The organism is Verrucomicrobiota bacterium (assembly GCA_019247695.1).
In the GTDB taxonomy this organism is placed as follows: Bacteria; Verrucomicrobiota; Verrucomicrobiia; order Chthoniobacterales; family JAFAMB01; genus JAFBAP01.
In genome coordinates, this window is the sequence record JAFBAP010000009.1 from 1 (window position 1) to 23,231 (window position 23,231).

Annotated in this window: 15 protein-coding genes and 4 pseudogenes; 7 read left to right on the plus strand and 12 right to left on the minus strand. The window is 61.8% G+C overall.

From position 1 onward, the window contains the following. Positions 1-476 precede the first annotated feature (476 nt). The 4 genes from JO015_00925 to JO015_00940 all read right to left on the minus strand — a co-directional run bounded on the left by JO015_00925 (position 477) and on the right by JO015_00940 (position 5,301). Entirely contained in the window at positions 477-1,244 is a 768-nt protein-coding gene (locus JO015_00925; GenBank protein ID MBV9997655.1) for a hypothetical protein, read from the minus strand. Between the two features lie 9 nt (positions 1,245-1,253). Then, entirely contained in the window at positions 1,254-2,639 is a 1,386-nt protein-coding gene (locus JO015_00930; protein ID MBV9997656.1) for a hypothetical protein, read from the minus strand. A gap of 110 nt (positions 2,640-2,749) precedes the next feature. Further along, positions 2,750-4,537, minus strand: coding sequence for a serine/threonine protein kinase (locus tag JO015_00935; protein MBV9997657.1), 1,788 nt, complete (start codon positions 4,535-4,537; stop codon positions 2,750-2,752). 29 nt (positions 4,538-4,566) lie between these two features. After that, positions 4,567-5,301 (minus strand): PspA/IM30 family protein, encoded by a 735-nt coding sequence (locus JO015_00940; GenBank protein MBV9997658.1) that lies wholly within the window; start codon positions 5,299-5,301, stop codon positions 4,567-4,569. Positions 5,302-5,650: 349 nt separating this feature from the next. Between JO015_00940 and JO015_00945 the strand changes: the two genes are divergently transcribed. Beyond that, positions 5,651-6,865: a lactonase family protein gene (locus JO015_00945; protein MBV9997659.1), complete on the plus strand. Its 1,215-nt coding sequence runs from the start codon at positions 5,651-5,653 to the stop codon at positions 6,863-6,865. Between the two features lie 73 nt (positions 6,866-6,938). On the opposite strand, the gene JO015_00950 is transcribed toward JO015_00945, so the two are convergent. Then, complete coding sequence (locus JO015_00950; protein MBV9997660.1) at positions 6,939-7,997, minus strand: SDR family oxidoreductase; 1,059 nt, start codon at positions 7,995-7,997, stop codon at positions 6,939-6,941. Positions 7,998-8,080: 83 nt separating this feature from the next. Here JO015_00950 and JO015_00955 point away from each other — a divergent pair, with 83 nt between their 5' ends. Together JO015_00955 and JO015_00960 are read left to right on the plus strand one after the other, a co-directional pair. Further along, entirely contained in the window at positions 8,081-8,752 is a 672-nt protein-coding gene (locus JO015_00955) for a hypothetical protein (protein MBV9997661.1), read from the plus strand. Between the two features lie 105 nt (positions 8,753-8,857). Next, entirely contained in the window at positions 8,858-9,316 is a 459-nt protein-coding gene (locus JO015_00960; GenBank protein MBV9997662.1) for a hypothetical protein, read from the plus strand. Between the two features lie 24 nt (positions 9,317-9,340). Here the strand turns inward: JO015_00960 and JO015_00965 are convergent, their stop codons facing one another. From JO015_00965 to JO015_00990, 6 genes are all read right to left on the minus strand, one after another. Then, on the minus strand, positions 9,341-11,434 hold the full coding sequence (locus JO015_00965; GenBank protein MBV9997663.1) for a S9 family peptidase: 2,094 nt from the start codon (positions 11,432-11,434) through the stop codon (positions 9,341-9,343). Between the two features lie 35 nt (positions 11,435-11,469). Next, positions 11,470-11,721 (minus strand): hypothetical protein, encoded by a 252-nt coding sequence (locus JO015_00970; GenBank protein ID MBV9997664.1) that lies wholly within the window; start codon positions 11,719-11,721, stop codon positions 11,470-11,472. A 216-nt stretch (positions 11,722-11,937) separates the two neighbouring features. Next, positions 11,938-12,597 (minus strand): TetR/AcrR family transcriptional regulator, encoded by a 660-nt coding sequence (locus JO015_00975; GenBank protein MBV9997665.1) that lies wholly within the window; start codon positions 12,595-12,597, stop codon positions 11,938-11,940. A 46-nt stretch (positions 12,598-12,643) separates the two neighbouring features. Next, positions 12,644-12,913: a hypothetical protein gene (locus JO015_00980; GenBank protein MBV9997666.1), complete on the minus strand. Its 270-nt coding sequence runs from the start codon at positions 12,911-12,913 to the stop codon at positions 12,644-12,646. 230 nt (positions 12,914-13,143) lie between these two features. Next, complete coding sequence (locus JO015_00985; GenBank protein ID MBV9997667.1) at positions 13,144-14,328, minus strand: GAF domain-containing protein; 1,185 nt, start codon at positions 14,326-14,328, stop codon at positions 13,144-13,146. Between the two features lie 575 nt (positions 14,329-14,903). Next, positions 14,904-17,135 (minus strand): hypothetical protein, encoded by a 2,232-nt coding sequence (locus JO015_00990; GenBank protein ID MBV9997668.1) that lies wholly within the window; start codon positions 17,133-17,135, stop codon positions 14,904-14,906. Positions 17,136-17,542: 407 nt separating this feature from the next. On the opposite strand from JO015_00990, the pseudogene JO015_00995 reads away from it, so the two are divergent. The 4 pseudogenes from JO015_00995 (at position 17,543) to JO015_01010 (ending at position 20,355) form a co-directional block, all read left to right on the plus strand. Beyond that, a pseudogene (locus JO015_00995) lies at positions 17,543-17,968 on the plus strand (PAS domain-containing protein). 33 nt (positions 17,969-18,001) lie between these two features. After that, a pseudogene (locus JO015_01000) lies at positions 18,002-18,370 on the plus strand (PAS domain-containing protein). Between the two features lie 24 nt (positions 18,371-18,394). Then, positions 18,395-18,757, plus strand: a pseudogene (locus JO015_01005) (PAS domain-containing protein). 465 nt (positions 18,758-19,222) lie between these two features. Next, positions 19,223-20,355 (plus strand): annotated as a pseudogene (locus JO015_01010) (response regulator). Here JO015_01010 and JO015_01015 read toward each other — a convergent pair. Next, positions 20,352-22,517, minus strand: a complete 2,166-nt coding sequence (locus JO015_01015; GenBank protein MBV9997669.1) for an MFS transporter — start codon at positions 22,515-22,517, stop codon at positions 20,352-20,354. The pseudogene JO015_01010 and the gene JO015_01015 sit on opposite strands and share 4 nt — an antisense overlap. Positions 22,518-23,231 lie beyond the last annotated feature (714 nt).

Here is a 23,231-nt window from a genome sequence, read left to right on the forward strand (position 1 = left end):
GCTTTCGTCCTGCAGGGACGGCTGAGGTTAGCCAGGGACTTTAGTGCCTGTGAGGAGCATTTACGAGCGATCGCGTCCCCTCGGGACGCCTGAAGGCGTGCGCCAAGCCAAGCGGGCGTCAACGGTGGGGAGACGTTCGGGTGTTCGTCGTCGAGGGTCGCGCCGGGTTTGGCGGGCCCCTTGGGCGTCGGCATCCTCCGGGGCAGCGTTTCAGGCGTCCCTACGGGACGCGATCCTTCTTAAATGCCCCGTCCAGGGACTGAAAGTCCCTGGCTAACCTCAGCCGTCCCTGCGGGACGAAAGCGCCCCGATCCACCGCCCTTAACTTAATGGCAGTGGTGGGCTTTACCCGGGGCTAGGTTCTGCCGGCCCGTTGGGCCTAAGACGAATTCAACAAGGTGCGGAGCACCCTCGGGCGCCGACGCCCCCTGAGCCGAATTCTATCGAGGTAACTGTCTGAATGGTATAAGAAGGTGTCACGGCTCCAGCCGGCCTTCGGAGGCGATCAGGGCTTCACACAAGGCATGGATTTCCGCGTCGACCTCACTCGGGTCAGACACCGTGCGGGCAATTTCCTGGCGCAGGATCGCCGTATAGCGTTTGCGCAGCCGGTGGATCAGGGTCTTCGTGGTACCCAGGCCCATGCCCAGCGCGCCGGCCGCCGCCTCGTATGAAGGGGTGACTGCGCCGCTCTCCAGGAAGCTTTTCAGGGCTTCGAAAACCGCGGTCCGCCCCTGAGCGGCGTACTCCTGGCGGAGCAGGGTTTTTGCCCGGCCCAACAGGAGAATCGCCCATCGGGCATCAAACAGGTGCTCCGCCGTCAGTGCGGCGTCCGCCGGTTCCCTCGCGTAGCGATTTTCGGCGTTCTCGAAATCGAGCGAAATGAATTTGCAGCGGCCGCCTCGCTTCAGGCACCGGGCCCGGTCGGCCTGGTCCGAAAGGTAATGCTGGAAAGCGGCGAGCAGGAACGAACGGAATTTGCCTTTGCGCTGATCCGCCGCCGCCAGCATCCGGTGTTCGAGGAGTTGCAGGAAAAAGCCCTGGGTTAAATCCTGCGCGTCTTCGGGCGTTTTGCCGGACCGGCGCGCAAAAGCGTAAAGCGGGTACCAATAGAGTTGGCAGAGCTGGGCTAAGGCCGATGAAGCCCCGGGTGCCCGGCTCTGCGCGGCTGCCAGGACGAGCGTCCAATGCGTTGGCTGAAATTGCGCCACCCCCTCGGGAGGCGGACTGCGATCGACGTTCACGGGTGAAGATCAGGGGTAGTGCCTGGATGGTTTGTGCCCGCCTTCCCGGGCTTCACTCCGCTCCGTAACGGGCCGGGCTTCCGCATCACCGGCCGGGGCTTGGTTTGGCTCGGCGCCGGCTGCACCATTGCCGACGAAATTTTGCGCCGCGCCTCCGCCCGGTTCAACCAGGCCATTACGCGTGATGATTTGCGCAGCCAACACCGTACGGAGAACGCTCGTAATGGAATCGGCCGTGGAAGACGCCGCATCACCTTGTTCGCCGCCGCTGTACAGAGTCACCAGCTTCGCTTGCGCCAGGGCTTCCGCAATGGCCGGCGCGATGTCCGGCAGCATCTCGATCTGGCGGTAGCGCAGGTACTGCTCGCCGCCCTCGCAAATCGCTTCCGTAACTTTACGGATCGCCTCCGCTTTCGCGGCCGCGACCGTCGTGATTCGAACCGCTTCCGCTTTGCCCTGCGCTTCGGCCGCGATTTGCATCGCTTCGGAATCGGCGTGTGCCTGCGCAATCTGGGTCGCCCTTAATTCGCTCTCTCGCTGGCCCGCAAGGGCATCCTGCCGTTTGGCTTCGGCCTCCGCGATCAGCACGGCGTTGGCCAAGCGGGTTTGCTCGAGCTCCCTTTGCTTGTCCGAAATGGAGCGCTCGGCGTCAAGCTGGGCTTCCTTGGCGCGCCGATGCTGGTTCGCCGCTACAATTTCCGCGTTTGCCGTCGCTTCCGCCGCCGATTGGCGCCGTCGCGCTTCGGCCACCTCGCTTTGAACGATTTTGATGTTCAGGGAATTGAAGACGAGCCCGAGATCCGTCAGTTCGCGCGAACACGCTTTTCGAATGATGATGGCCAGGGGATCGTCGTCATCCTCCGCGGCGACGGTGACCGGCAGCAATGAATGGTCATCCCGGCCGCCGGGCGACGAGGTTCTCCCGGGGGTCGATTTGGCGCTGAACAGCTGGTCGTGGGTTAACAGGTTGACCGCGCGCCGGCCGGATGATGACAGGAGGTCCGTTAAGGCCGCCATCTGTTCCTCAGGCGTTTTGGCAAAGAAACGGTTCGCAGCGGTTTTGATCAATTCATCGCTGTCGCCCACCGACACGATGGCGCTGGCGAGGACGCGCACCTTGATCGGGTTAGGCACGCCGGTACGGTCCACGTCCGCCGTCTGGTCGGTGATGTCGAGGTCGACATTGATCGCTTTGCTCGAGATCGTGGTGCCGTTCGTCAGCAAAGGCACCTCGTAGCTTTTACCGGGGCCGCGGTAGATCTTCATGTTTCCTCGCCACCAGGTGACCAGGCGGATCGAGCCGGCTTCCACATCCCGCAGAAAGGCGGTGACAAAAATGGGGATTAGCAGGGCGGCCAGAACAATAATACCAACCGTCACGATGATTGTAAGCATAGGTGCTTATCTTTCTTTTCTTTGCAGGGCAGGGGGAGAAGCTGTTTTTTCAACGGAAGGAAAAATGGGTTGGCGGAGAGCGACCGGTTGCCGGGCAGAGCTCCCCGGGATCAGTTGCCGGCGGGGTCCTGAGGACCGCGGGTTGGGCCGGAGACCTCATTTCTGAGCACAGGCTGCGACGGCTGAGACGCAACGGCAACGGCCCGGTCTTCACCGGCCTCGCGCTCAATCGCCGCCAGCGCCTGGAGTAGGTCGCCCGGGTTCTGGGCCCGGCGCGCGGGGTCCTTTTCGAGGAGTGTCTGGAGGAGGGCCACGACCGGCTGAGGAACGTGGTGCAGTTGGCCAACCGGCAACGCGGCGTGCAAATGCTGGTGCATGAGTTCGGCGGGCGTGCCCCGAAACGGTGCGCGGCCGCTGAGCATGTACCAGAGCGTTGCGCCGAGCCCGTAAAGGTCGGAGCGGATGTCGACCGGAATCCCGGCGAACTGTTCGGGGCTGGCAAACTCAGGCGTCCCGACAAACGCGCCGGCCGCCGAAAGCCCGGGCTGAGAACCGGTTGCCTGGACCGCCTTTGCCAGGCCCAGGTCGATGATCTTGGCGGTCACGGCGCCTGTGCTCGCGTCGTCCAGGCTTACCATGATGTTGCTTGGCTTGATGTCCCGGTGCACGAGGTGCTGTTTGTGCACCGCCGACAGCCCGGCGCCGATCTGCCGGGTAATTTCGAGCGCCGACCTGACTTCGAGGGGGCCGTTGCGCCTGACGAGGCTCTCCACGGTCTCGCCGTCCACGAACTCCATCGCATAAAAGTAGTTCCGGCCGGTTCTGCCCAGGTGAAACACCGAGGCCACGTTCGGGTGCCGGACGCTGGCGGCGGCCCGAGCCTCGCGAACGAACCGGAGCCGCGCCGAGTCGTTACCCAGGCAGTTTTCCCCGATGACCTTCAGGGCCACGGGGCAGCCCAGCATGACGTCGCGCGCTTTATACGTTATTCCCATCGCGCCGCGGCCGAGTTCCACCGGTTGGCCGTCCTGGCCCGCCAGCAGTTCGTAGTGCTCAAACTGAATGGCCGGGCGGCTGCCGTCCGGCGCAGGCTCGGCCCGATCCGCCTCAGCGTCCTCAGCAGATTCAGCCTCGCCGTCGAGCGCCATCCGCAGTTGGCAGACCGGGCAGCCTTCCAATGCTCCGGAAAACTCGTGGCCGCACGCCGGGCAAGTGCGGCGGGATTGCTTTTCGCCGGCTCCTGCGCTAGCCGGTTCACCAGGGATCACCGGGGTCCGCCGGCAGACCACGCACCGTTGTCTCACGGGGTCAACGGAGCGAATAAAGAGCGTCTCACCCGAGTTGACGCGCGGGCCGGCCTGCTCCTCAGGCGTCAGCTGGCCCAGCAATTGAACGACCTGACCGTCGAGCGTCAGCCGCACCATGCCATACCCCTGCTCGTCGAAGTTGGTGGCCGCCGCGCCCGTCTCAAGCACAGCCGCATCCAGAGTCTTGGCCGGGGCGGAAGCCCACAGCAGCACGCCGGACATCAGCGGGCGGATGCAAAAGGTACGCACCAGGTACGCACCCAAAAGCGCCAGCAGCAGGCAGGGCCACCCTTGGATAAAGGGTGCAACCACCAAGCCGGTAAGCCCGAAACCCATCACCATCCCGCAGAGGTAAAGCGGTGAAAACCACGCGAGCCAGGCAAAGATCGGGTCCGAGTCCGAGTGACGGTTTCCGGCGGAGCGCCCACCCGATTGGCGCGCCGAACCGTGGCGCAGGTGGCCTGCGGGTCGCGCGTGCAGCGGGTTGCCATGGCCGTGGTGGACCCCGAAGTGGTGAAACCCGGCCCCGCACAAACCGAAAGCGGCCAGCGCGATAAAGCCTCCGATGAGGCACGACAGATAAATATCCAAGCGAACGCTCGCTTTCTAGCTACTCCAGCTTAGCCTTTTAACGTCCTTGCTGCAACCACCCCGCCGCCAGGGGCAATCCCGGTTTCCGAGGTGATGCCTTCCGTAACGGCAAAGTCGGCCAGCGCTTGTTCTTCCAGTGCTTTCCGCTCTCGCTCCTGAAGCATGACGTTGCCGGCGGTAAGCGTATCACGGGCGAGGCGCGCTTTCCCGGCCGCTGTATCGCGTTCCTGCTCGATCATCTGCTGCAAGCGCGCCAGGGTATCACCACTTCCGCCGGTCCGGATGATCAAACCGGAAGCCATTTCGGCCAGTTCAGCCGTCGCCCGTTTGATTTTGAGGTCATCCAGCACGGAGCGCAGCGCCTCAATCCGGGCCTGCGCATTCTGGATCGCCACGTCGCGGGCCCGGATCAGCTGGCGATAAGTTTCTTCCGCCTGTTCAAGGTCGGCGCGGCTCTGGTGAAGCCCTTGCCGGACCGCCTGCAGCCGCACAGCGAAGGATCCCGCGAGCTCGCGATTACCCGTGCGAACGAGGGCGGTCGTCTTCGCTCGAAGGGCCTTTTCGTCCCTCTCCAGGGTCCTCACCTGCGTGATCAAGCGCTCGCAAAGGCCGGCATTGGCCGCGAGGCCCTGGTTGTATTGTGCAATCTGTTTCCGCAGATTCTCACGCTCGGTGTCAAGGAGCGCCTCAGGATGTTGTTGCTCCAGACTTCGAAGCAGGATGCCGAGGGACCCACGAATAAGGCGGTAAAGTCGCTTGAGCATTGGATTACACTTCTATTAATCGCCGGGATACGGGGCGTAGCCGCACGGCGATGACCCTCGTCATCGTCGCGCAGGCTGCGCGCCCTCACCTTGATACTTAGGAATTGGGCCGGCCCGAGTTTCAGTGCCGGGCAAAAAAAATTCATTCCATTCGGCCGCGGAGGTGGCCATTGCCGCCGGACTGCCGGTCAGTCCCGTTTCACCCGGCCGTTTCACCGCGCTCTCGCCGTGAACGCGCGAGCGTGCCGGAAAGCGAAAATAGACTGGAATCAATCGACTTTGCAGAGGAACGTCTTACCCGGATTCCAGGCTAAGCCCCCCTTGTAACCAGCTAACCGGCCCCCCGACCATGATTAATAAACAGCGTCAAGGTTTTGCCTTTCACTTGGCAAAGATACATCCGCCACGAGCCGTCGCCGTTCTGGGCCTGCTTTGCGCCTGGCTGAACTGCGTGCCGGCCGGCCAGGCGGCGGAACCCCCGAACAGCAACAGCTTCGACGTGCTGGTGGGTACTTACACTTCCGGCAAAAGCAAGGGCATCTACAGCTTTCGATTCAATGCCGAGACCGGCGACCTGCAAACGCTCGCCGCTCCGGCCGAGACGGTTAATCCTTCCTACCTCGTGGTGAGCCCCGACACGAAGTTTGTCTACGCGGTCAATGAACTGCATGGCTGCGGCAGTGAGCAGGGAGCAGTCAGCGCCTTCCACTTCGATGCCGCGTCGGGTGCCTTGACGTTTATCAACAAAATGCCCGCCCTTGGTGACGACCCCTGCTACATAAGCCTGTCACCCGACGGCCAGAATGTGTTCGTGGCGAACTACAGCAGCGGCAGCCTGTCCGCCCTGGCCGTGCAACCGGACGGATCGCTCGCCGGCCCGGTTGAAACGCTTACCCACGTCGGGCACGGTCCGAATCCGGAACGCCAGAAGAGCGCGCACGTGCACATGGTGATACCTTCGCCGGATAATGAGTTTCTTTTCGCGACTGACCTGGGCGAGGACCGGGTGTACGCCTACCATTGCGAACCGGGCAGCCAGACATTCCCCCTGCACCCGGCGCAGCCGCCGTTTACCGTCCTAAGCCCCGGGGCCGGACCCCGGCATCTGGCGTTCAGCCACGATGGCCGGTTTGTTTACCTGATCGAAGAGATGGGCGAAGCGGTCGTGGTGTTTCGTGTCCACGGGCCGCACCTGGAGCCGATCCAGACGGTTCGGGTGGCGGCCAAGGAGTGGCCGGGCGACGTCGGAGCGGCCGCCCTGCACCTCTCTCCGGACGGCAAATTCCTTTACGCTTCCAACCGCACAAACGCGAACGACCTGGTCATTTACTCGGTTGATGCGCAGGCCGGCATCCTCACCACGGTGGGGCACCAAGCCAGTTTAGGAACCAAACCCCGGGATTTCTGCATCGATCCGACGGGCAACTTCCTCGTGGTCGCCAATCAGGACAGCGATAACCTGGTGATTTTCAAACGTGACCCGGAGACCGGCGCCTTGACGCCGACGGGTAAAACGGTGGAGGTGGGTTCGCCGGTCTGCGTTCAGATGATCCCGGCGCCGTGATCGAGAGGGCCGCGCCGCCGGTTCTCGCGGTAGCTCGCGTCGCTCGTGACCATGCTTTCAAAGCCGCGTGCGCCTACGGAATCACGCGGTCCCGCCGGAGGCGGGCGAAGAAATTCCTGAACATATCCTCTGTATCGATGCAGTCGTGGAACCCCGCGCGGCGCGCCTTGATGGTGCTGGAGATGTTGTCATAGTCCATCAGGCGCAGGATGGCGTCTGCGAATGGCCACGACGAGACCTGTTCGTAGGAAAGAGGCTGTAATTTATGCTTGCGGACCATCGCGTCCCACAGGGGCCGCTTATCGGCCATGTACACCGTCAGCGGCGTCGGGACGGGATCGGCCGCCGGCAGATCGAACATCGCGGCAAGGCGGGGCCAAAGGTATCTCCAACGGAAGTAGTCGCCGTTGGTGATATTAAAAATCTCATTCCTGGCCGCTTCGGACCGGCCGGCCCACACCGTTGCGCTGGCCAGGATTTCTGCCGACGTGATTTGGTACAAGATCCTGTAACTTTTCTCGGTGCCCGGAAATCTTAGCGGCAGCCCGAGTTCCTTGGAAATGGCGGCATAAACGGCGATCGACATGCCGAGATTCATCGGGTTGGCCAGGCCGAAGCCCATAATGGCTTCGGGCCGCAGCGCCGTCCAATGCCACGCTTTACCCTGCTGGCGCTCGCGGAGGAAGTCCTCCTGGTCGTAATAGAAGTTCGGCGGCATCAACCGCGGATCATCCTCGCGGGCAGGCGTTTTGAAGGGCCCCAGGTCGGCGCCATAGGCTTTTCCGCCTTGGTAGAATGTGACGTGTTGCAGAGTGCGAGAGGCCGGTTCGACGGCATCGAGTAGATTTCTCAGGATGGCCAGGTTGGCCTCGCTGCGTTCGGCCGCGGTCGGTTTTTCAATGTACGCGCCGAACACGATGTGGGTGATCCCGCCCAGCGGTCCGACCTTTCGCTGCAGATTTTCCCGGTCGAGCAGGTCCGCCCTGATGCCTTCCACGCCCGCCGGCAAAGGTGCGAAGCGGCGCGATAAACCGTATACCTGCGTGTCAGGGAGGGAAGCCCAACATTCGGCGGCAGCGCGGCCGCTCACCCCATGGATACCGGCAACCAGAACGACGTTCCTGATGGGCATTCTCTTGTTTCCAAGTTCGTTTTTGACATCGCGGATAGCGGCGTAAAAAATTCCGGTGTTCCGGTTCGTGCCACGAGATGCGTATGGAATACATTCAAAACGCGTGCGAATCCTTGCAAGGTGCTGGTCCCAGCGATGGCGGGATCACGTCTCCGGCAGCACTTAGAGCGGCAGTCTGCGCGCTTCTCTGGTTGTGGGCGGGATCGGCGCTCGGCCAGGATTTGCCTGATAAGAGCGCCCCGTCGGAGCGCAATACTGATCTGGAATTTGATTACGCACTCACCAACACCGGCAAGCGCGGCAACTATCGAATCGTGCGGCCCGACACCGGCCAGGTGTTGGCCACCGGGCAGGTCGGCACCGATTTTTCGCCCCTCACGACCTTGCAAAACCAGTTTGCGGCTTCGGGCCTGCTTCCGGGCACGCCGGTGGCCATCCAGGTGCAGCGGCCTGACGGCTCATGGTCGACCGTGGATGATATCCGGGTCCACTATCCTCCGGAGCCGAGTGATTCGCAGCGGTACCTCGATGATGCCGGCTATCGCGGCAACTTCACCGTACCGGACCTGTCTGCCGCCTCACCTTCGCCTACGCCAACTTCAACGCCGGCGGCCTCGCCTTCCGTTACGCCTGCGCCTACGCCTGCCCCGAGCGCATCCGTATCCCCTGCCGGCAACCAGAGGGAGCGGGGCGGAGCAGACGCACATGCCCCTTCGGGTGCGCCAGCCGGTCCGGGAGAAAACGCCCGACATTAGAAAGGAGATGCGGCCGGTCGCATCCTCCGGGATCATCCGTCGCGTACGGTCTGAGACGAAAATCGAAGGATCGGAGTGAGAAATGGAAGGAAATTTAAGCCTGTGATGAATCGGCTTTTTTGCGTTTTGGCCTGCTTGCTGATTGCCGGATGCGCATCTTTGAACAGCGACCGCGTCGGCCGCCGGAATTTTGCGATCGAGACCTATTTTCCGAACCCGAATGAGGCGCGGTTGGCCGAAGCCCGCGGCAGGGAATACGTGAACCGGAATGGCTCCGGCGCAGGGTCCGGAACTCCCTACCTGGCGATTGACGCGACCTTGGTCTTTCCGGAGGAAATCCAGAACCTCTGGCCTAAACTGATGAATTCGGAGACGACGGCGAGCGTGTTTGCGCACGGGACCGAGGATTTCTCGCTGAGCGATTTTGTGCTCTACGGTATCGTGATTTTCGACACAAGAAGCGGCCATCTTGTAAGTGCCGGCGGCTACGTCGTCGCCGAACTGCCGCCCCGCGGCGAGATCGCGCGGTTCGGGAACTACTTCGCCCGATTTATCGGCAGCTGAGATTGGTCTGAGGTTTTTCCGGTTTCACCGCGCCAGGCCCAAGGTGGCGAGGCCAAAGGTGTACATGAACGCTACTTCCTTCAATTGATCGTAACGTCCGGAGGCGCCGCCGTGGCCGGCGTCCAAATTGATCCTGAGGAGCAACGGGTTGCGGTCCGTTTTGAGCGCCCGCAGCTTGGCGGTGTATTTGACCGGTTCCCAGTAAGGCACCTGGCTGTCGTTGAGCGAAGTAAGCAGTAACAGGCTGGGATAGTTCTTCGCGGCCAGGTTGTCGTAGGGACTGTAACTTTTGATGTAATCGTACTCGTCCTTCTTTTGCGGGTTGCCCCACTCGATGTACTCGCTGGTGGTCAGCGGCAGGCTGGCGTCACTCATCGTGTTAAGCACGTCCACGAACGGCACGTCGAGAACGGCCGCCTTGCACAGGTCCGGCCGCAGGTTGAGCGTGGCACCGATGAGCAAGCCCCCGGCGCTGCCCCCTTCGATGACCATTCGCTCGTGGGCGGTGTAGCGGTGAGCCACCAGGTAATCGGCGCACGCTATAAAGTCAGTGAACGTGTTTTTCTTGCTCAGCATGCGGGCACCTTCGTGCCACGCTTCACCCAGTTCGCCGCCGCCGCGGACGTGCGCCAGGGCGAAGATCACGCCCCGATCAAGGAGCGAAAGGCGAACCGATGAGAAGGATGGGTCGATGGACATGCCGTACGAACCATAGCCGTAAAGCCAGCATGGCGAGCTGCCGTCAAGCGGCGTATCTTTGCGGCGCACGATGTCCAGAGGCACTTTGACCCCGTCGGCGGCGGTTACCTGTGCGCGTTCGATCGTGTAGCGGGCCGGGTCATAACCCCCGAGCACCTCGTTGCGCTTGAGCAGTTTCTGCTCGCCCGTGGCGAAGGTGTACTCGAATACGCTGGGGGGAGTGATGGGCGATTCGTAGCGGTAACGAAACGTGCCGGCCGCAAATTCTTCGTTGTGGTCCGGGCTTGCCTCGTACGCCGCCTCCGGGAGCGGGATGCGGCGCGACGCTTTGGTTTCGAAGTCCACCACCCGGAATTGCGACAGCCCCGCCTCCCGCTCAACGATCACGGCATAGTTTGCATACGGCTCGAACCCCTCAATCGTCGTCCCCGGCTGCATGGGTATGAATTCCCGCCAGTGCTCATCGCCCGGCGTCGCAACCGGTGCAGTCACCACGCGGAACTCTTTGGCCTGATCGTTGGTGCGCACGTAAAATAGCCCGTCGCGGTGCTCGGGGTAATACTCAACGTCGTTCCGGCGCGGTGCGATGAGTCTGAGCGCACCGTTGGGCTGGTCTGCGGGCAGGAAACGATACTCGCTGGTGCGCTTGCTGACGGACCCGACAAAAAGAAAGCTGCCGTCGTGTGAACGCTCCACGGTCACGTCGAAAAGTTCATCCTTTTCTTCGTAGAGCAACGCCGGTGCCTTTTCGTCGAGGGTGTACCGCCAGACCTGGTAGGATCGTTTCGCGTCATCCTCAACGACGTAGAAAATGGTCCGGTTGTCCGCAGCCCAAGCCAGATCGGCCACCTTGCCGATGGGAGTTTTTATTTCCTTGCCGGTGGCCGGATCCTTAAGATGAAAGTCGTAGTCGCGGTGGCCGGTCACGTCGGTCGAGTAAGCCAGCAGCGCGTTGTCGTCGCTGTACGCAACCGCGCCGAGTTCCATGAACTTCTGCCCTTCCGCCAGCCGATTGACGTCCAGCACCACTTCTTCCGGCGCGTCGAGGGTTCCCTTCTTGCGGCAGAGCAGCGGGTACTGCTTGCCTTCTTCCGTGCGTTGGTAATGCCAGTAACCACGCTGTTGGTACGGCGCCGAAACGTCCGTTTGCTTGATGCGCCCGAGCATCTCCCGATAAAGTGAGTGTTCAAACGATTTGAACGGCGCCATCACCGCCCCCGTGTAGGCATTCTCTGCCTTCAGGTAAGCAAGTACCGCCGGTGAATCCTTCTCGCGCAACCAAAAATACGGATCCTCGATCTTGTCGCCATGCAGCCCGACGGTCCTGGGCCGCCGCTCGGCCACGGGCGGTTTGGCGGCATTCGGGTCCAGTGATGGCGGGGGGTCAGCAGCGGCGACGGGAAAGCGTAACGGAATCATCAGGGAAAGGGCGGCCAGGCAAAGCAACGGTTTGTTCATGCGGGATCGGTATCAGATAAGCGTAAGGGTGATTCGAGCGAACGCCGGTGATTGCTCCTGCAAGCAACCTGATCGGCGATCTCCAGGCGTTGAAACAGGGCGGCGGATACATAGACGCCGTTCGAGCCGTTGAGCACCCGGTACGCCGCCGCAAATCCGCCGGAGCTTACCACGTTAACGACAGCCGCTTCGACCCCGCCGCCGAAAGGGAGAACAGCTGAAATCCGGAGCGAGATAGCAGGAGTCATAACCCATAAGAGAGCCGAGCACACCTGGCTACACCGATGCGGCGACCCATATAAAACGAAAAATCAGGTTCCGCATCACAATAACTCCCGCCTAAAAGCAGGGGCTGAGGCGCAGCGCAGCCGGTATTCCGGCGCGATGGCGAACCCCGGGGACCAGACCGCCCGCGCCAGGGTGACCCCGGAAAATGCAGGTACGATGCCGGTCAGCCGGCCCCCTCAGGCTTTTGCCGAGGCTGATTGCAGGAGCCCCTCGCAGAGGAGCGTCACGTGCTTTTGGATGAGTTCGTCGCGTTCCGCCCAGGGGAAGCCCGGCTTCGTCAATTGGAGCATGATCAGGCCGTGCATGCCGGCCCATAGGCACTGCGTCAAAACCTCAATGGCCACCGCCGGATCGGTTGGCTCGGCAGCCACCACGTCTTCGACCAGGGCCCGGAAACTTGCGTACGCACAACAGCCCGGATCGTTGTCCGGCTCCGCATCCTTCGCCGGTTGTGCGGCTTGGGCCGGTTGATTAAATGTCAGCAGGTATTCCTGCGGGTGCTCGAGGCCGAACCGGATGTAGCCGCTCGTGGCCGCATGCAGATTGGCCACCGGATCCTGTCCCGAAGCACGGAGCTCTCGGCATTCCCGAGCCAATTTGGCAAAAGTGCTGGCGCAAATCTCTTCCAGGATCGCGCCTTTATCGGGAAAGTAGAGGTAGAGTACCGTCGAACAAAGGCCAAGTTCCGATGCAATTCGGCGAATCGTGGTTCTCGCATACCCCTCTTGCACGAAAAGCCGTTGGGCGACGGAGAGAATCTCTTCACGCCGTTCATGGCCTTTACCCTTACATTTGCGGCCTGAAGATGATGGAGCGGGCTTGGAAATGGAGGACATACAGGGCTGCATCGGCCGTTGCGCGCCGGCAACGGCTAAAAAGATTTTACCACTGCTGCGGCAGCGCGTAAACCATCGGCATTGGGCCGGAAAAGGTCACGTGCAGGGGGCACTGCACCCGGATCAGATCAAAAGGTTTTCGATTGAACAGCGCCAACCAGCGCGCCCGGCGCGCCCGAGCTTTCCGGCGCTGCAGGCGTTCCCACCGGTGTTGGCGGGCAAGTTCGGCCAGGATGATCGAGGTGCGCGGCGAACGTGTCGGCTGGGCGGGCGCCAAGAGCACATCAGCGGAGGCGGAAGCGGAAATCGCGGTCATAACGGATTAACTGTTATCAACGTTACGTTATCGATGATAACATTGCCGCGACAGGAATCAAGGATTTATTATCGATGATCTGTTATCAATGATAAGTTCCGGCGGATTTCTTATATGCTGAGGGAAATGTCGCCGCAGAGGGGGGCGCGTGGAACGGGCGCTTTGCGCGGAGCCATCGCGGCGGTGAAAGGAATCGCCTGAAGATTGCGTGCCTGCCGTGGGACGGAAATTCAGCGGCCCCCTCCAACGTAGCTGGCCAGCCGGGTGACCAGTGACTCGCGCTCGATGAATTTTGCGATCTGAGTGCCGAGTGCGGTGAGCATGGATAGCAGTTCATCATCCGGCGGGTGCACCCCGCGGCTGAAGAACTCCATCACACCGATGACCTTTTCTCCGAGCAGAATCGGAAAAGCGAAGCCGGCGTGCAGTCCTCCTTTGGCTGCCAGGGCAACGCGCGGGAATTGCTCCTGTCCGAGGGCGACAACGTCCGGGATCCAAAAAGCTTTGCGGCTCGACCAGACCCGCCCCGGAAGGCCCACCCCTGACCGGAAAGTGAGGTCCTGAGTGGCGTCGACGAATTCCTGCGCATTGACGTCATCGGCACGCCAGATGTCGACGCAGCGCAGAGCCTGCGTGGCAGGATCCACGTGCCAAAGAGCACCGAAATCCCACCCGACCGTTTCACAAATGGCTTGCACGACCTTGCCCGAAGCTTCACCGAGGTGACGCATTTCCGCCAGAGTGCGGGTGACCGCATACTGCAGCCTGAGATGCGCATTGGCGCGGTCGCGTGCCTCCTCGGCCAGTTTACGGCGCGTCACATCCTGCACCATGCCTTCATAGTAAAGGACCTCGCCGGTGACTTCGTCGCAAACCATGCGTGCGTTTTCCAGGATCCAGATAACGCTCTGATCCCGGCGATAAATTTCAGATTCAAAATCGATCACCTTGCCTTGTTCACGGACCAGTTGGATAAACTCACCGCGGCGGCTTGGCCGGACGTAGAGTTGGCGGTTGATGTCGGTCAGGGCTGAAATCAGCTCTGCGGGCGAGTTATAGCCATACATCCGGGCAAGCGCCGGGTTGGCGCTGATGTACTGCCCTTCGGGCGTGGTCTGAAAAATGCCGATCACGCAGTGCTCGAAAATGCTCCGGTACTTTTGTTCGGCTCGACGCAGCGCTTCGAGGGTGCCTTCAAGTTGCTGATTCATAACGTCTTGACGCGAGTCTCCATGGTAAACTGCGGTCGCGAACTTCACAGGGGCTCCAGAGGCAGCATTCTCTGTGCCAATGATATGGTTAATGCCATTCAGACCGTTTATCTCGGAAAAATGCCGGCTCAGGGGGGCGTCGGCACCGGAGGGTGCTCCGTAGCGGGTTAAATCGGTCTCAGGCCCGACGGGCCGGTAGAACATAGTCCAGGGTTTACCCTGGGAAACCGTCAAATCGCGATCGAGCCCTGCAGGGGCGGCAGAGGGCGTTGCTCACGGTTTCTGCCCCCCCTTCAGCAAATCCAACCCGGCGGGGCGGGCGTTTGTTGGGGAGAGCGTACAGGCGTGACGCCTTAGGAGGGCTCGATCGGGGGGAAACGCCTCCCCAGGGTTTTACCCCACTGCCATATAGTTAAGGATGAGGGGGATGCTTTGGTCCCGAAGGGACGAAGGCCATGCCCGGCCTGCCGTCCTTAACTAAATGGCAGTCGGTTAAACCCTGGGCAATGTTCCTTTGGCCCTTCAGGCCATAAAATCGTCTCCCGGCCCATTGGGCCTGGACCGTTTATACGGTCTGACAGGTGTAACGCCGGCAGGGCACCCGGGAGGGAAGACAAGATTTTAACTCCATGGCCGTCGAAATGGGATAATACATCTCCCGGCGAAAAAGGCGTGTTCCGCCGCTGACCGGCTCTTCAATCGGGAACGGGCCGCTCTCCGGAAGCATCCAGATGGGTCAAAACGCCGCACCCGAAGGGTTTCTGACGCGAGGGTGCAAATCAGGCAGGTAAATTCGCGCTGGAAAGCCTCCGCCGTCCGCCGGCCGTAAAACGCCGTTTCCCTTTCAGGGCGGGCTTGGCGCCGGGGGCAGCGTTCCCTTTAAACGGCGGGCGCCGACCAACCCGGCCCGCCGGCCCGCCCTCAAAACAGGCGTGACACCAGCGGGTTCGCCAATTGGCGGGCAGCCTGCGGCCACAGGTATGGCAGGCGGCCTGCAAGCGTTTTTGCAGCGATGCCAGAATGTACCGGTTCAGCCGGTCGAGTTCACGGTGGGCGGGCTCGAGGTCGGGGAAAGTGTCCGGGTAATGGTAATGCATCCATTTGTAGGCGCCCAGCAGGCGGCTGTCGCGTTCGGCCCCGTGGAGATCCTGGGGCGTGTCAGCCTCTTCACCCTCCCGGCTTTCCAGAACCGGCAAACCCCGGCTTTGTCCGTTTTCGAGCGCGTCGAGCCAGTCGACCCAGGCGTTCAGGTGCCGGTTTTCCTGAGGATTGATCGGGCAGTTGCACACCGTGAGGAGATCTTCCAAAGGACGGCGCGAAGCGCGGGCCCGGGGATGCGCCGCCAGTTCGAGCATCCCCGAAATGTCAGCCTTGCAAAAGAGTTGGTCCCGTTCCGGAAGGCTGGAAAACGTCTTCAACAAGGAATCGAGCCGCTCCTTGCCGGTACGTTCCGCAAGGTATTCAAGCGTTTGCAGGCGCGGGGCGACCGGTACCTTCAACGGTAACGGGTCTCCCGTGCCGGAAGCGAGGGCTTCACGGATCACCTCGAGGTCAGCCTCGTTCAGCGCGGTCACGATGCCGGGTTCATCATCGTCGCCGTGGCCGAAACGGCCGGCCCGGCCGGCGATCTGGAGAATTTCAGATTTCGAGAGAACAACTTCCTCTTTTCCGTTCCATTTGGTCAGGCTGGTGAAAACGATGGTACGGATCGGAAGGTTAAGCCCCATCGAGATGGCGTCGGTGCTCGACAGGTATTCCGCACGGCCTTCGGCAAAGCGCCGTGCCTCCCCGCGCCGTACCTCGGGTGAAAGCGCACCGTAAATGCACGCGGTGCTGGCTTCACCTAACGTTTTTTTCCAGGCCAGCGTCTGGGCACGCGAGAACGAGACGAAGGCAGTGCCGGGCCCGGCATCCTTGGGAGACTTGAGCGGTTCGTCCGCAACCCGCAAAGGTTTCAAACGTTGGGTAAAAATGATTTCGAGCGGTTCATCCAGCGTCTCGGCCAGCTTTCTGAGCACGGGCTCGGCTTCCGGACTTCCGAGCAGGATGACCTCGCGCGCATTTACGCCCACGATGGCCTGCGTCCATGCCCAGCCTCGAGACGCATCGGCAATCATTTGCACCTCGTCAATAACCGCCACCTCATATGACTGGGTTGCGTCCAGCATTTCGACCGTCGACGACACGTGGGTCGACTGCGCCGTAAGGAGGCGCTCTTCGCCCGTGACCAGGTCGGTATAAATGCCTTGGCCCTGCAGCCGGTCCCAGGTTTCAGCGGCCAGCAAACGCAGCGGCGCCAGGTAAACGCCGGTGCTTGCGCCCGCCAGTCTCACCAATGCCTGATGAGTCTTGCCGCTGTTGGTCGGCCCGAGAATCGCCGTAAGCGTCCGGCGAGTCGCCCTGGCCCACGGAAAAGTTTCGGGGTACTCAAGCAGTTTAAGGCCCTCGGCCAGTTCGCGCTTTTGCTTCACGGCCTGGGAAAGTTTGATGGCCTGATCGACGCGCGAAGCAAACGCCCCCAGCGGCAACGGCTTGGAGGATGAGGGGTCGAGTTCCTGGCGAATGGCTTCCCATTCCTGGAACGTGTACTCGGCCGGTCGCAGAGATGCCAGCTTCGCCTGGGCGCGTTCGAGACCATGGCTGAGCCGCCGGTTTGCCTCGGCAAACGCCGCCGGCAACTTCTCCAGAACCCGGACGTGGCTGCCGGGCAGTTGCATCAAGGGCGCCTTAAGCCAAAAGCGAATCGCGAACGGCTCGGCGAGTTCGGCCTTCCGCTTCAAGACCAGGGTGGTTGCCTCAACCTCGATTTCGTCGGGCCTCAGGCCTTTAAGCCCGGGCAATTCGCTTAGAAGCGGGCAAGCGCTCCGCAGATAGCGCAGGAGCGTTTTCGCCGAGGTTTGAGCCACGCGCGGCGGCAAGGTATGCTTGCGGCGCTCGGCCTGGATCCAGTCATCCAGGATTTTTTGATCTTCTAAATTAAAAACAGGAGAAATGTTGGGTACGGAACTCACGATAAAAATGTGCGACGATAACGTTGCGACCGGCCGGTTTTCCGGCTGAATCGGCGGCTGCGCAGGCCTGCCTGTACGGGGCCCCGCGAAGCAAGGGGCATGCCCACGCTGATCGGCTGGGTACCTATACACCCTTTTTATCGTCCGGAAAAGGGCCGGCTTTACCCGCAACAAATGACAAATCATCCCAGGGACCGCCTGGGGTGTAGAGAAAGGATCAGCCCCGGGCAGACTTCGCGGCACCGGCCGGCCTTCTCGAACGGTCTGCACGGCTTCCGCGCTTGGCGGAGGTGCCGGATGGATCTATGTATTATCTATAAAGACTTGTGAGAGTTCGCGTCGACCAATTTCATGGCTGCCACCTCTGACAGAGCCGTTAACCTTTAAATGCAGCGAGGCCTCATCACATGGACGTTTCCGATCACGCAACGCTCGATCTTCAGGCGCTCTTTGAGGCGGTCCCCGATTTGTACGTGGTGGTGCAGCCACGCGGCAACGATTACCCGATCGTGGCTGCCAGCGCGGCGTTCCTTCGGACGACGATGACCCGGACCGACGATCTGCTCGGCCGTAGCCTTTTCGAGATTTTCCAGGATGGTGCCGGCGTGCGCGAGACTGAGGGCGCCCGTATCCTGCGCGCTGCGCTGGATCGGGTGCGCGAGGGCCGTGCATCCGAGAAGGTTGCCCTCCGGTACGCCCTCCGCTCACCCGGATCGACGGGCCATGGAGCCGAAGACCGTTATCGGCGGACGCTTCTCTCGCCCGTGATCGCTGCTGACGGGACCGTGCGGTTCGTGATCTGCCGGACGGAGGACGTTACTTCGCAGGTCCGTTCCGAGCGAATCGTGGATGACCTGCGCTCCCGGATGGAATCGATCCTGGTTGCAGCTGAGATTGCGACCTGGAGCTGGGACGTCGAGCACAACCGGGTTACCGCGGATCGCAACCTTGCACGGCTCTTCAGCGTCGGCCCGGAAGATGCCGCCGGCGGGCCGATCGAAAAGTACGCAAAGGCCGTTCACCCGGATGATTGGCCTCGGGTTGAAGGGGCCATCGACAAGGCTTTGCGTGAAGGTGCCGTCTATAAGGAGGAATACCGCGTCATCCAAGCGGACGGCTCCTCCCGGTGGGTGGTCGCCCGCGGCTGGGTTGAGACGGATCCCGCTGACGGAACCAAACGCTTGTCCGGGGTGGTGGTCGACATCACCGATCGCAAACTGGCCGAGGAAGCGTTGCGCGAAAGTGAGGAACGCCTGCGCATGGCCGTCGAGTCAGCTAATCTCGGTACCTGGGATTTTGATCCTGTGACCGGGGACTTGTTCTGGTCGGACCAGACCCGGGCGGTCTTCGGCCTGCCCCCGGGGATGGAAATGGATTACGCGATGTTTTTGCAAGGCGTGCACCCGGACGACCGGGACCGAACCGATGCCGCCGTGCGGGCCGCCCTGAATCTGGAGAACGATGGCCGCTACGAAATCGATTATCGCACCATCGGCTTGCAGGACGGAATCGAGCGGTGGGTGACGGCCCGGGGACGAGCCTTTCTGGATGATCGCGGGCAGGTGCGCCGGTTCATCGGTACCGTGCTCGACATCACCGAGCGCAAGCGCGGAGAGGAGGCTGCGGCCCGGCGCAGTGCGCAGCTCCAGGAGCTCGCCGCCATTTCGACCCGGCTGAACGCCGCTCACGACGTGCCGTCCGTTCTCGGCATCATCACGGAGGAGGCACGCAAACTTATCGGCGCTCACCAGGCTGCCACGACCGTCGTGCTCGACCGGCACAAACCTCATCAACCCCTCACCGTTGTCTCGCACTCCGACAAAGGCGTCCTGCCCGGCTCCGGTGAGGACGTGCCCCCGCCGGACAGCCTCTCGGCTTCAAATGAGGGAATTTCGGTGCCCCTGGTCGGACGCAACACCCGGAGTTTTGGCGTGATCCGTCTCTCGGGCAACTTTGCGGACCAACTGAGCGAGGACGACCTGGCTGTCCTGGTTCAGCTCGCACAAATTGCCGCGGGCGCGATCGAGAACGCGCGCCTTTACGAGGAATTGCGCGAGAAGGACCAGCGCAAAGACGAGTTTCTGGCCATGCTTGCGCATGAGCTGCGTAACCCGTTGGCCGCAATTCGTAATGCCGTGACCTTGAGTGAAGGTGTAACCAATGCCCAGGAAATCGCCTGGAGCATGGAGGTCATCCAGCGGCAATTGCGGCAACTCACGCGTTTGATCGATGACCTCTTCGACGTATCCCGCATTACCCGGGCAAAATCCAGTTGCGCAAGGAGCGCCTGGACGCCGCGGCCATCCTCCGGAGCGCTGTGGATGCAGTCCAGCCGCTCATTGAAGAGCGCCAGCATGAGTTAACCGTCTCCTTCCGGCCCGGCACCCTCGACCTGGAAGCTGATCCCACCCGGTTGGAACAGATCGTGGTCAACCTTCTGACCAACGCCGCCAAATATACCGAGGCCGGCGGCCAGATTGCTTTGAGCGCTAAGAAAGACGGCAACGAAATCGTCATTCGTGTGCGGGATAACGGCACGGGCATCCCGCCGGAGAGATTGCCGCAAATGTTTGAGTTGTTCGTCCAGGGTGACCGTTCGCTGGCGCGCACGGAAGGCGGGCTTGGCATCGGGTTAACCCTGGTGCGATCTCTGGCCGAGATGCACGGGGGTAACGTACGGGCGTACAGCGAAGGTCCGGGTAAAGGCAGCGAGTTCGTGGTGCACTTGCCCGCTTCCACTTCCACGGTGGCCGGCCCGGCTCGCCCGGTCCCTTCGGTCAATACCCTCTCGAGCCGGACCGCGCCGAACCAGCGGCCGGTCCGCATCCTCGTGATTGACGACAATATGGATTCCGCGAACACGCTGGCCAGGCTGCTCAGCCGCCAGGGGCACGACGTGCGGACGGTTTACGACGGACCTGCAGCTATCGAGGCCGCCAGAGAACACCGGCCCGAATTTGTTCTGCTCGACATCGGCCTGCCGGGCATGGAGGGGTATCAGGTCGCGACCAGACTGCGACAAGAGAACGAGGACAGCATTCTCATCGCGCTCTCCGGCTACGAGCAGGAAAGCGATCGGGAACGCTCGCGCGCGGCCGGGTTTCATCACCACCTCGTCAAGCCCGTGGAACACGGGATTCTGGCCGAGTTGCTGGCAAACGTACGCGCGCAGGCATCCGCACGCGAATCGCGGGAGCGGGAAGGCCGTCAGGAGGCCTAAACGCCGGCCGGGCGACTGGAAGAAGGCGGCGCCCCGAGTGTCTCGGCTGCGGAGATGGTAGCCTCCGCGCCGATCTGAGGGTTGCCGGTCAGCCTGGAAAGCGCCGTCGGCAAACCCACCAGCGAAGTGATCACGGCGTCCGGTTCGGCCAACTGGTCCAACGTCGGCGCGGGTGGCGCGTCGCCGCGCAACAGCCACACCGCCCGCATTCCCAACCGTTGCGCCGGACGAACGTCGCTCTCCAGGCGGTTACCCACATGCACAGTGCGATCCGCTGGAATTCCGGCCTTCTCCAGCGCGTAGAGGAAGATTTTCTCGTTAGGCTTTTCCACGCCGGCCCGGTCCGGCAAGGCAATTACCGTGAACAGGTCGAGCAGGCCGTCCCGCCGCAACGCTTTCAGGGCGGCATCACCCGAGTTCGCCACCAACCCGAGTTTGAACCGGGCGACGAGCGCTCTCAGTGTAGGCTTCACGTCCGGATAAAGGTCAGGCAACATGTATTCCCAGTAGCGCCGGGCCAGGGTGGTCACCCTTTTACGATCCCCGTCAGCGAATTGGTTGGCGATGGCGGTGCGCAAGGAGCCCGATGCACGGGTCCGCTCCGCATCATAAACGGCCCAGAACTCGTGGTCTTCAATCTCCGGATTGATTTCATGGACCGCCCGCAACAATGCCCGGGTGTAAGCTGCGTCGTCGTAGATTGTTCCCCCAAGATCAAACAACACCAGGTCAATGTCACCTTCGGCGGCAAGGGCCGCCATGGCCGGCGGGTGCGCCAGGAGACACGGCGAGGCGCCGAACGCGGCCGGCCCACCGCCGAACGCCGCACCGCCAATCCCGCTCCAACGGATCGCTCCGGTCTCCGTCTCCTCCGGCAAGGTGAGAAACAAGGTCAAAACGGCGCTAAGCGCGTATAGGCCCGCAAAGATCCACATCACACCCTCAACTCCCAATGGCCCCAGGAAAATGGCCACGATCGCCGGACCCAGCAAGGCGCTGAGGCCCGCACCAAGGTTGAGCATTGAGATAGCCGCCCCTTTGTTCTCCGGGGCCAGGTGCGGCATGATTGCGGTCAGCGGGACGTACCCGGCCAGGGTCGCCCCGTAAAGCATCGCGACCAAAACGCACAACGCAAAATTTCCACGGTGCGCGACCGGAATATAATAAAGCAACAGGGTCGTGATGGTGCAGCCGACCCCGCCGACAAAGACCACCGTTTGCCGCCAGCCGAGCCGGTCCCCCACAATGCCCGACAACAGGTTCGCAATGATGTTGCTCAGGAACATGTAGGTGAGCAACTGCAGCCATTCGCTAAGGTGCAACGCGACCACGGTCGTGAAGAACGTCGGCAGGAACACCAGAAAACCGAACTGCGGGGCCGTGTTGATCATCCGCACCACGCAGCCGATCGCTGTCTTCGGTTTTTTCCAGGCGATCGACATGCTCGAGAACACGCCTGAAAGCATCGCTTTCGACGTCTGGGTTCCCGGCGCAACCGGTCCGGGGCGCCTCGTCTTTTTCGGGATGCTGGTCAGGGCGACGAGCCCGCCGGCAATGACGACCAAAAGCGAGCACCAGAGGGTGGCGTACTGGCCGATGGCAGGAATCATCAGGCTGGCGACCAGGGAGCCCAACGTCGGCAGCCCGGCGCTGAATGCAAACCAAAACCAGCCGACGGCAGACGCCAGCCGCCTCGGGGGGGTCGTATTGGTGACCAGAACAAGAAAGCCGTACGCAAATAACGGGTACCCGAGCCCCCGAAGCCCGTAGGCAATGATGATCAGGTGAAAGCTCGCCATCGGGAGCGCGAACCCCAGAAAAATCACCTGCAATACGATCCAGACCAGCAGGCCGGTCAACATCGCCACGCGCGGCCCCCAAACGTCGGCGATGGCGCCGGAGTAGCGGGCCGCCATGGCCGAAATCGCGCCGTAGATGGTGAAAAGCAGCGCAACCTTGCCCTGGGAGAACCCCTCGCCGTGAAGAAAATGGGCCAAATAACCCGACTCGACCCCATCGCCCATCATGAACAGCAGCAGGCCCAGGTAGCCGAACGCGAGTTCGCGCGGGAGGCTCAGGCATTCCAGGATTGTGGCCCACTGCTCAGAGCGAGTGGAGGTATTCGTAAGGGAATCAGGGGAGGCTTGGGGAACCGAAGCCATACGCTAATTGTTCAAGTTAAAAGAATGTAACCCAAACTGCCACTGATGCCGATAGGAGAATTTGCAATTGCAACCACACCTCTGCCCGCTGCACGGCCTCTCCCACCGTCAGCGGATGGGTGAACCGCTCCCGGTCCGTCGATACATGAACGAACTCGGCGAGCACCTGAGGGGCTAAGGCAACATCGTAGCCATTCGACAAACATCTGCGGTCTACGTCTGAAACGGAGTGATGCTAACCCTGGCCCAAGTGCGCCTGACCCTTCGCGCCGGAGCGTCGACACAACAATCAAGCTGCCGTCCGGATCCCGAGTGTTGCAAGATGATTCATACCATTTACACAATTATCTCGGTAGAATTCCGGCGGGAGGAGGTGCTGCCGGATGCTCCGCACGGCGTTACATCGTTCTTGGGCCCAACGGGCCGGTAGAACATAGCCCAGGGCTTTACCCCCTGGGTAACCGTAAAATCACGATCGAGCCCTCCTTAGGCGTCACGCCTGTACGCCTCAGGAGGGCTAATTCGGGGGGGAACGCCTTCCCAGGGTAAACCCCAGAGCTTTACCCACATTTTTTGAGAGCAGCGCGGGGACAGCCGTGACCGTCGTACGGCCCGAAGGGCCAAGAGAACATAGCCCAGCGTTTACCCCTCGACCTGACCCGCAATTCTGCCACCGTCAAGCAAGACCCGGCACGCGCCACGCATCCGCGCGTC

Bases quoted from the DNA above. Each gene is read 5' to 3' on its own strand.
- JO015_00930 (MBV9997656.1), bottom strand. From the start codon at position 2,639: ATGCTTACAATCATCGTGACGGTTGGTATTATTGTTCTGGCCGCCCTG.
- JO015_00940 (MBV9997658.1), bottom strand. From the start codon at position 5,301: ATGCTCAAGCGACTTTACCGCCTTATTCGTGGGTCCCTCGGCATCCTG.
- JO015_00945 (MBV9997659.1), top strand. From the start codon at position 5,651: ATGATTAATAAACAGCGTCAAGGTTTTGCCTTTCACTTGGCAAAGATA.
- JO015_00950 (MBV9997660.1), bottom strand. From the start codon at position 7,997: ATGCCCATCAGGAACGTCGTTCTGGTTGCCGGTATCCATGGGGTGAGC.
- JO015_00955 (MBV9997661.1), top strand. From the start codon at position 8,081: ATGGAATACATTCAAAACGCGTGCGAATCCTTGCAAGGTGCTGGTCCC.
- JO015_00960 (MBV9997662.1), top strand. From the start codon at position 8,858: ATGAATCGGCTTTTTTGCGTTTTGGCCTGCTTGCTGATTGCCGGATGC.
- JO015_00965 (MBV9997663.1), bottom strand. From the start codon at position 11,434: ATGATTCCGTTACGCTTTCCCGTCGCCGCTGCTGACCCCCCGCCATCA.
- JO015_00970 (MBV9997664.1), bottom strand. From the start codon at position 11,721: ATGACTCCTGCTATCTCGCTCCGGATTTCAGCTGTTCTCCCTTTCGGC.
- JO015_00975 (MBV9997665.1), bottom strand. From the start codon at position 12,597: ATGTCCTCCATTTCCAAGCCCGCTCCATCATCTTCAGGCCGCAAATGT.
- JO015_00980 (MBV9997666.1), bottom strand. From the start codon at position 12,913: ATGACCGCGATTTCCGCTTCCGCCTCCGCTGATGTGCTCTTGGCGCCC.
- JO015_00985 (MBV9997667.1), bottom strand. From the start codon at position 14,328: ATGTTCTACCGGCCCGTCGGGCCTGAGACCGATTTAACCCGCTACGGA.
- JO015_01015 (MBV9997669.1), bottom strand. From the start codon at position 22,517: ATGGCTTCGGTTCCCCAAGCCTCCCCTGATTCCCTTACGAATACCTCC.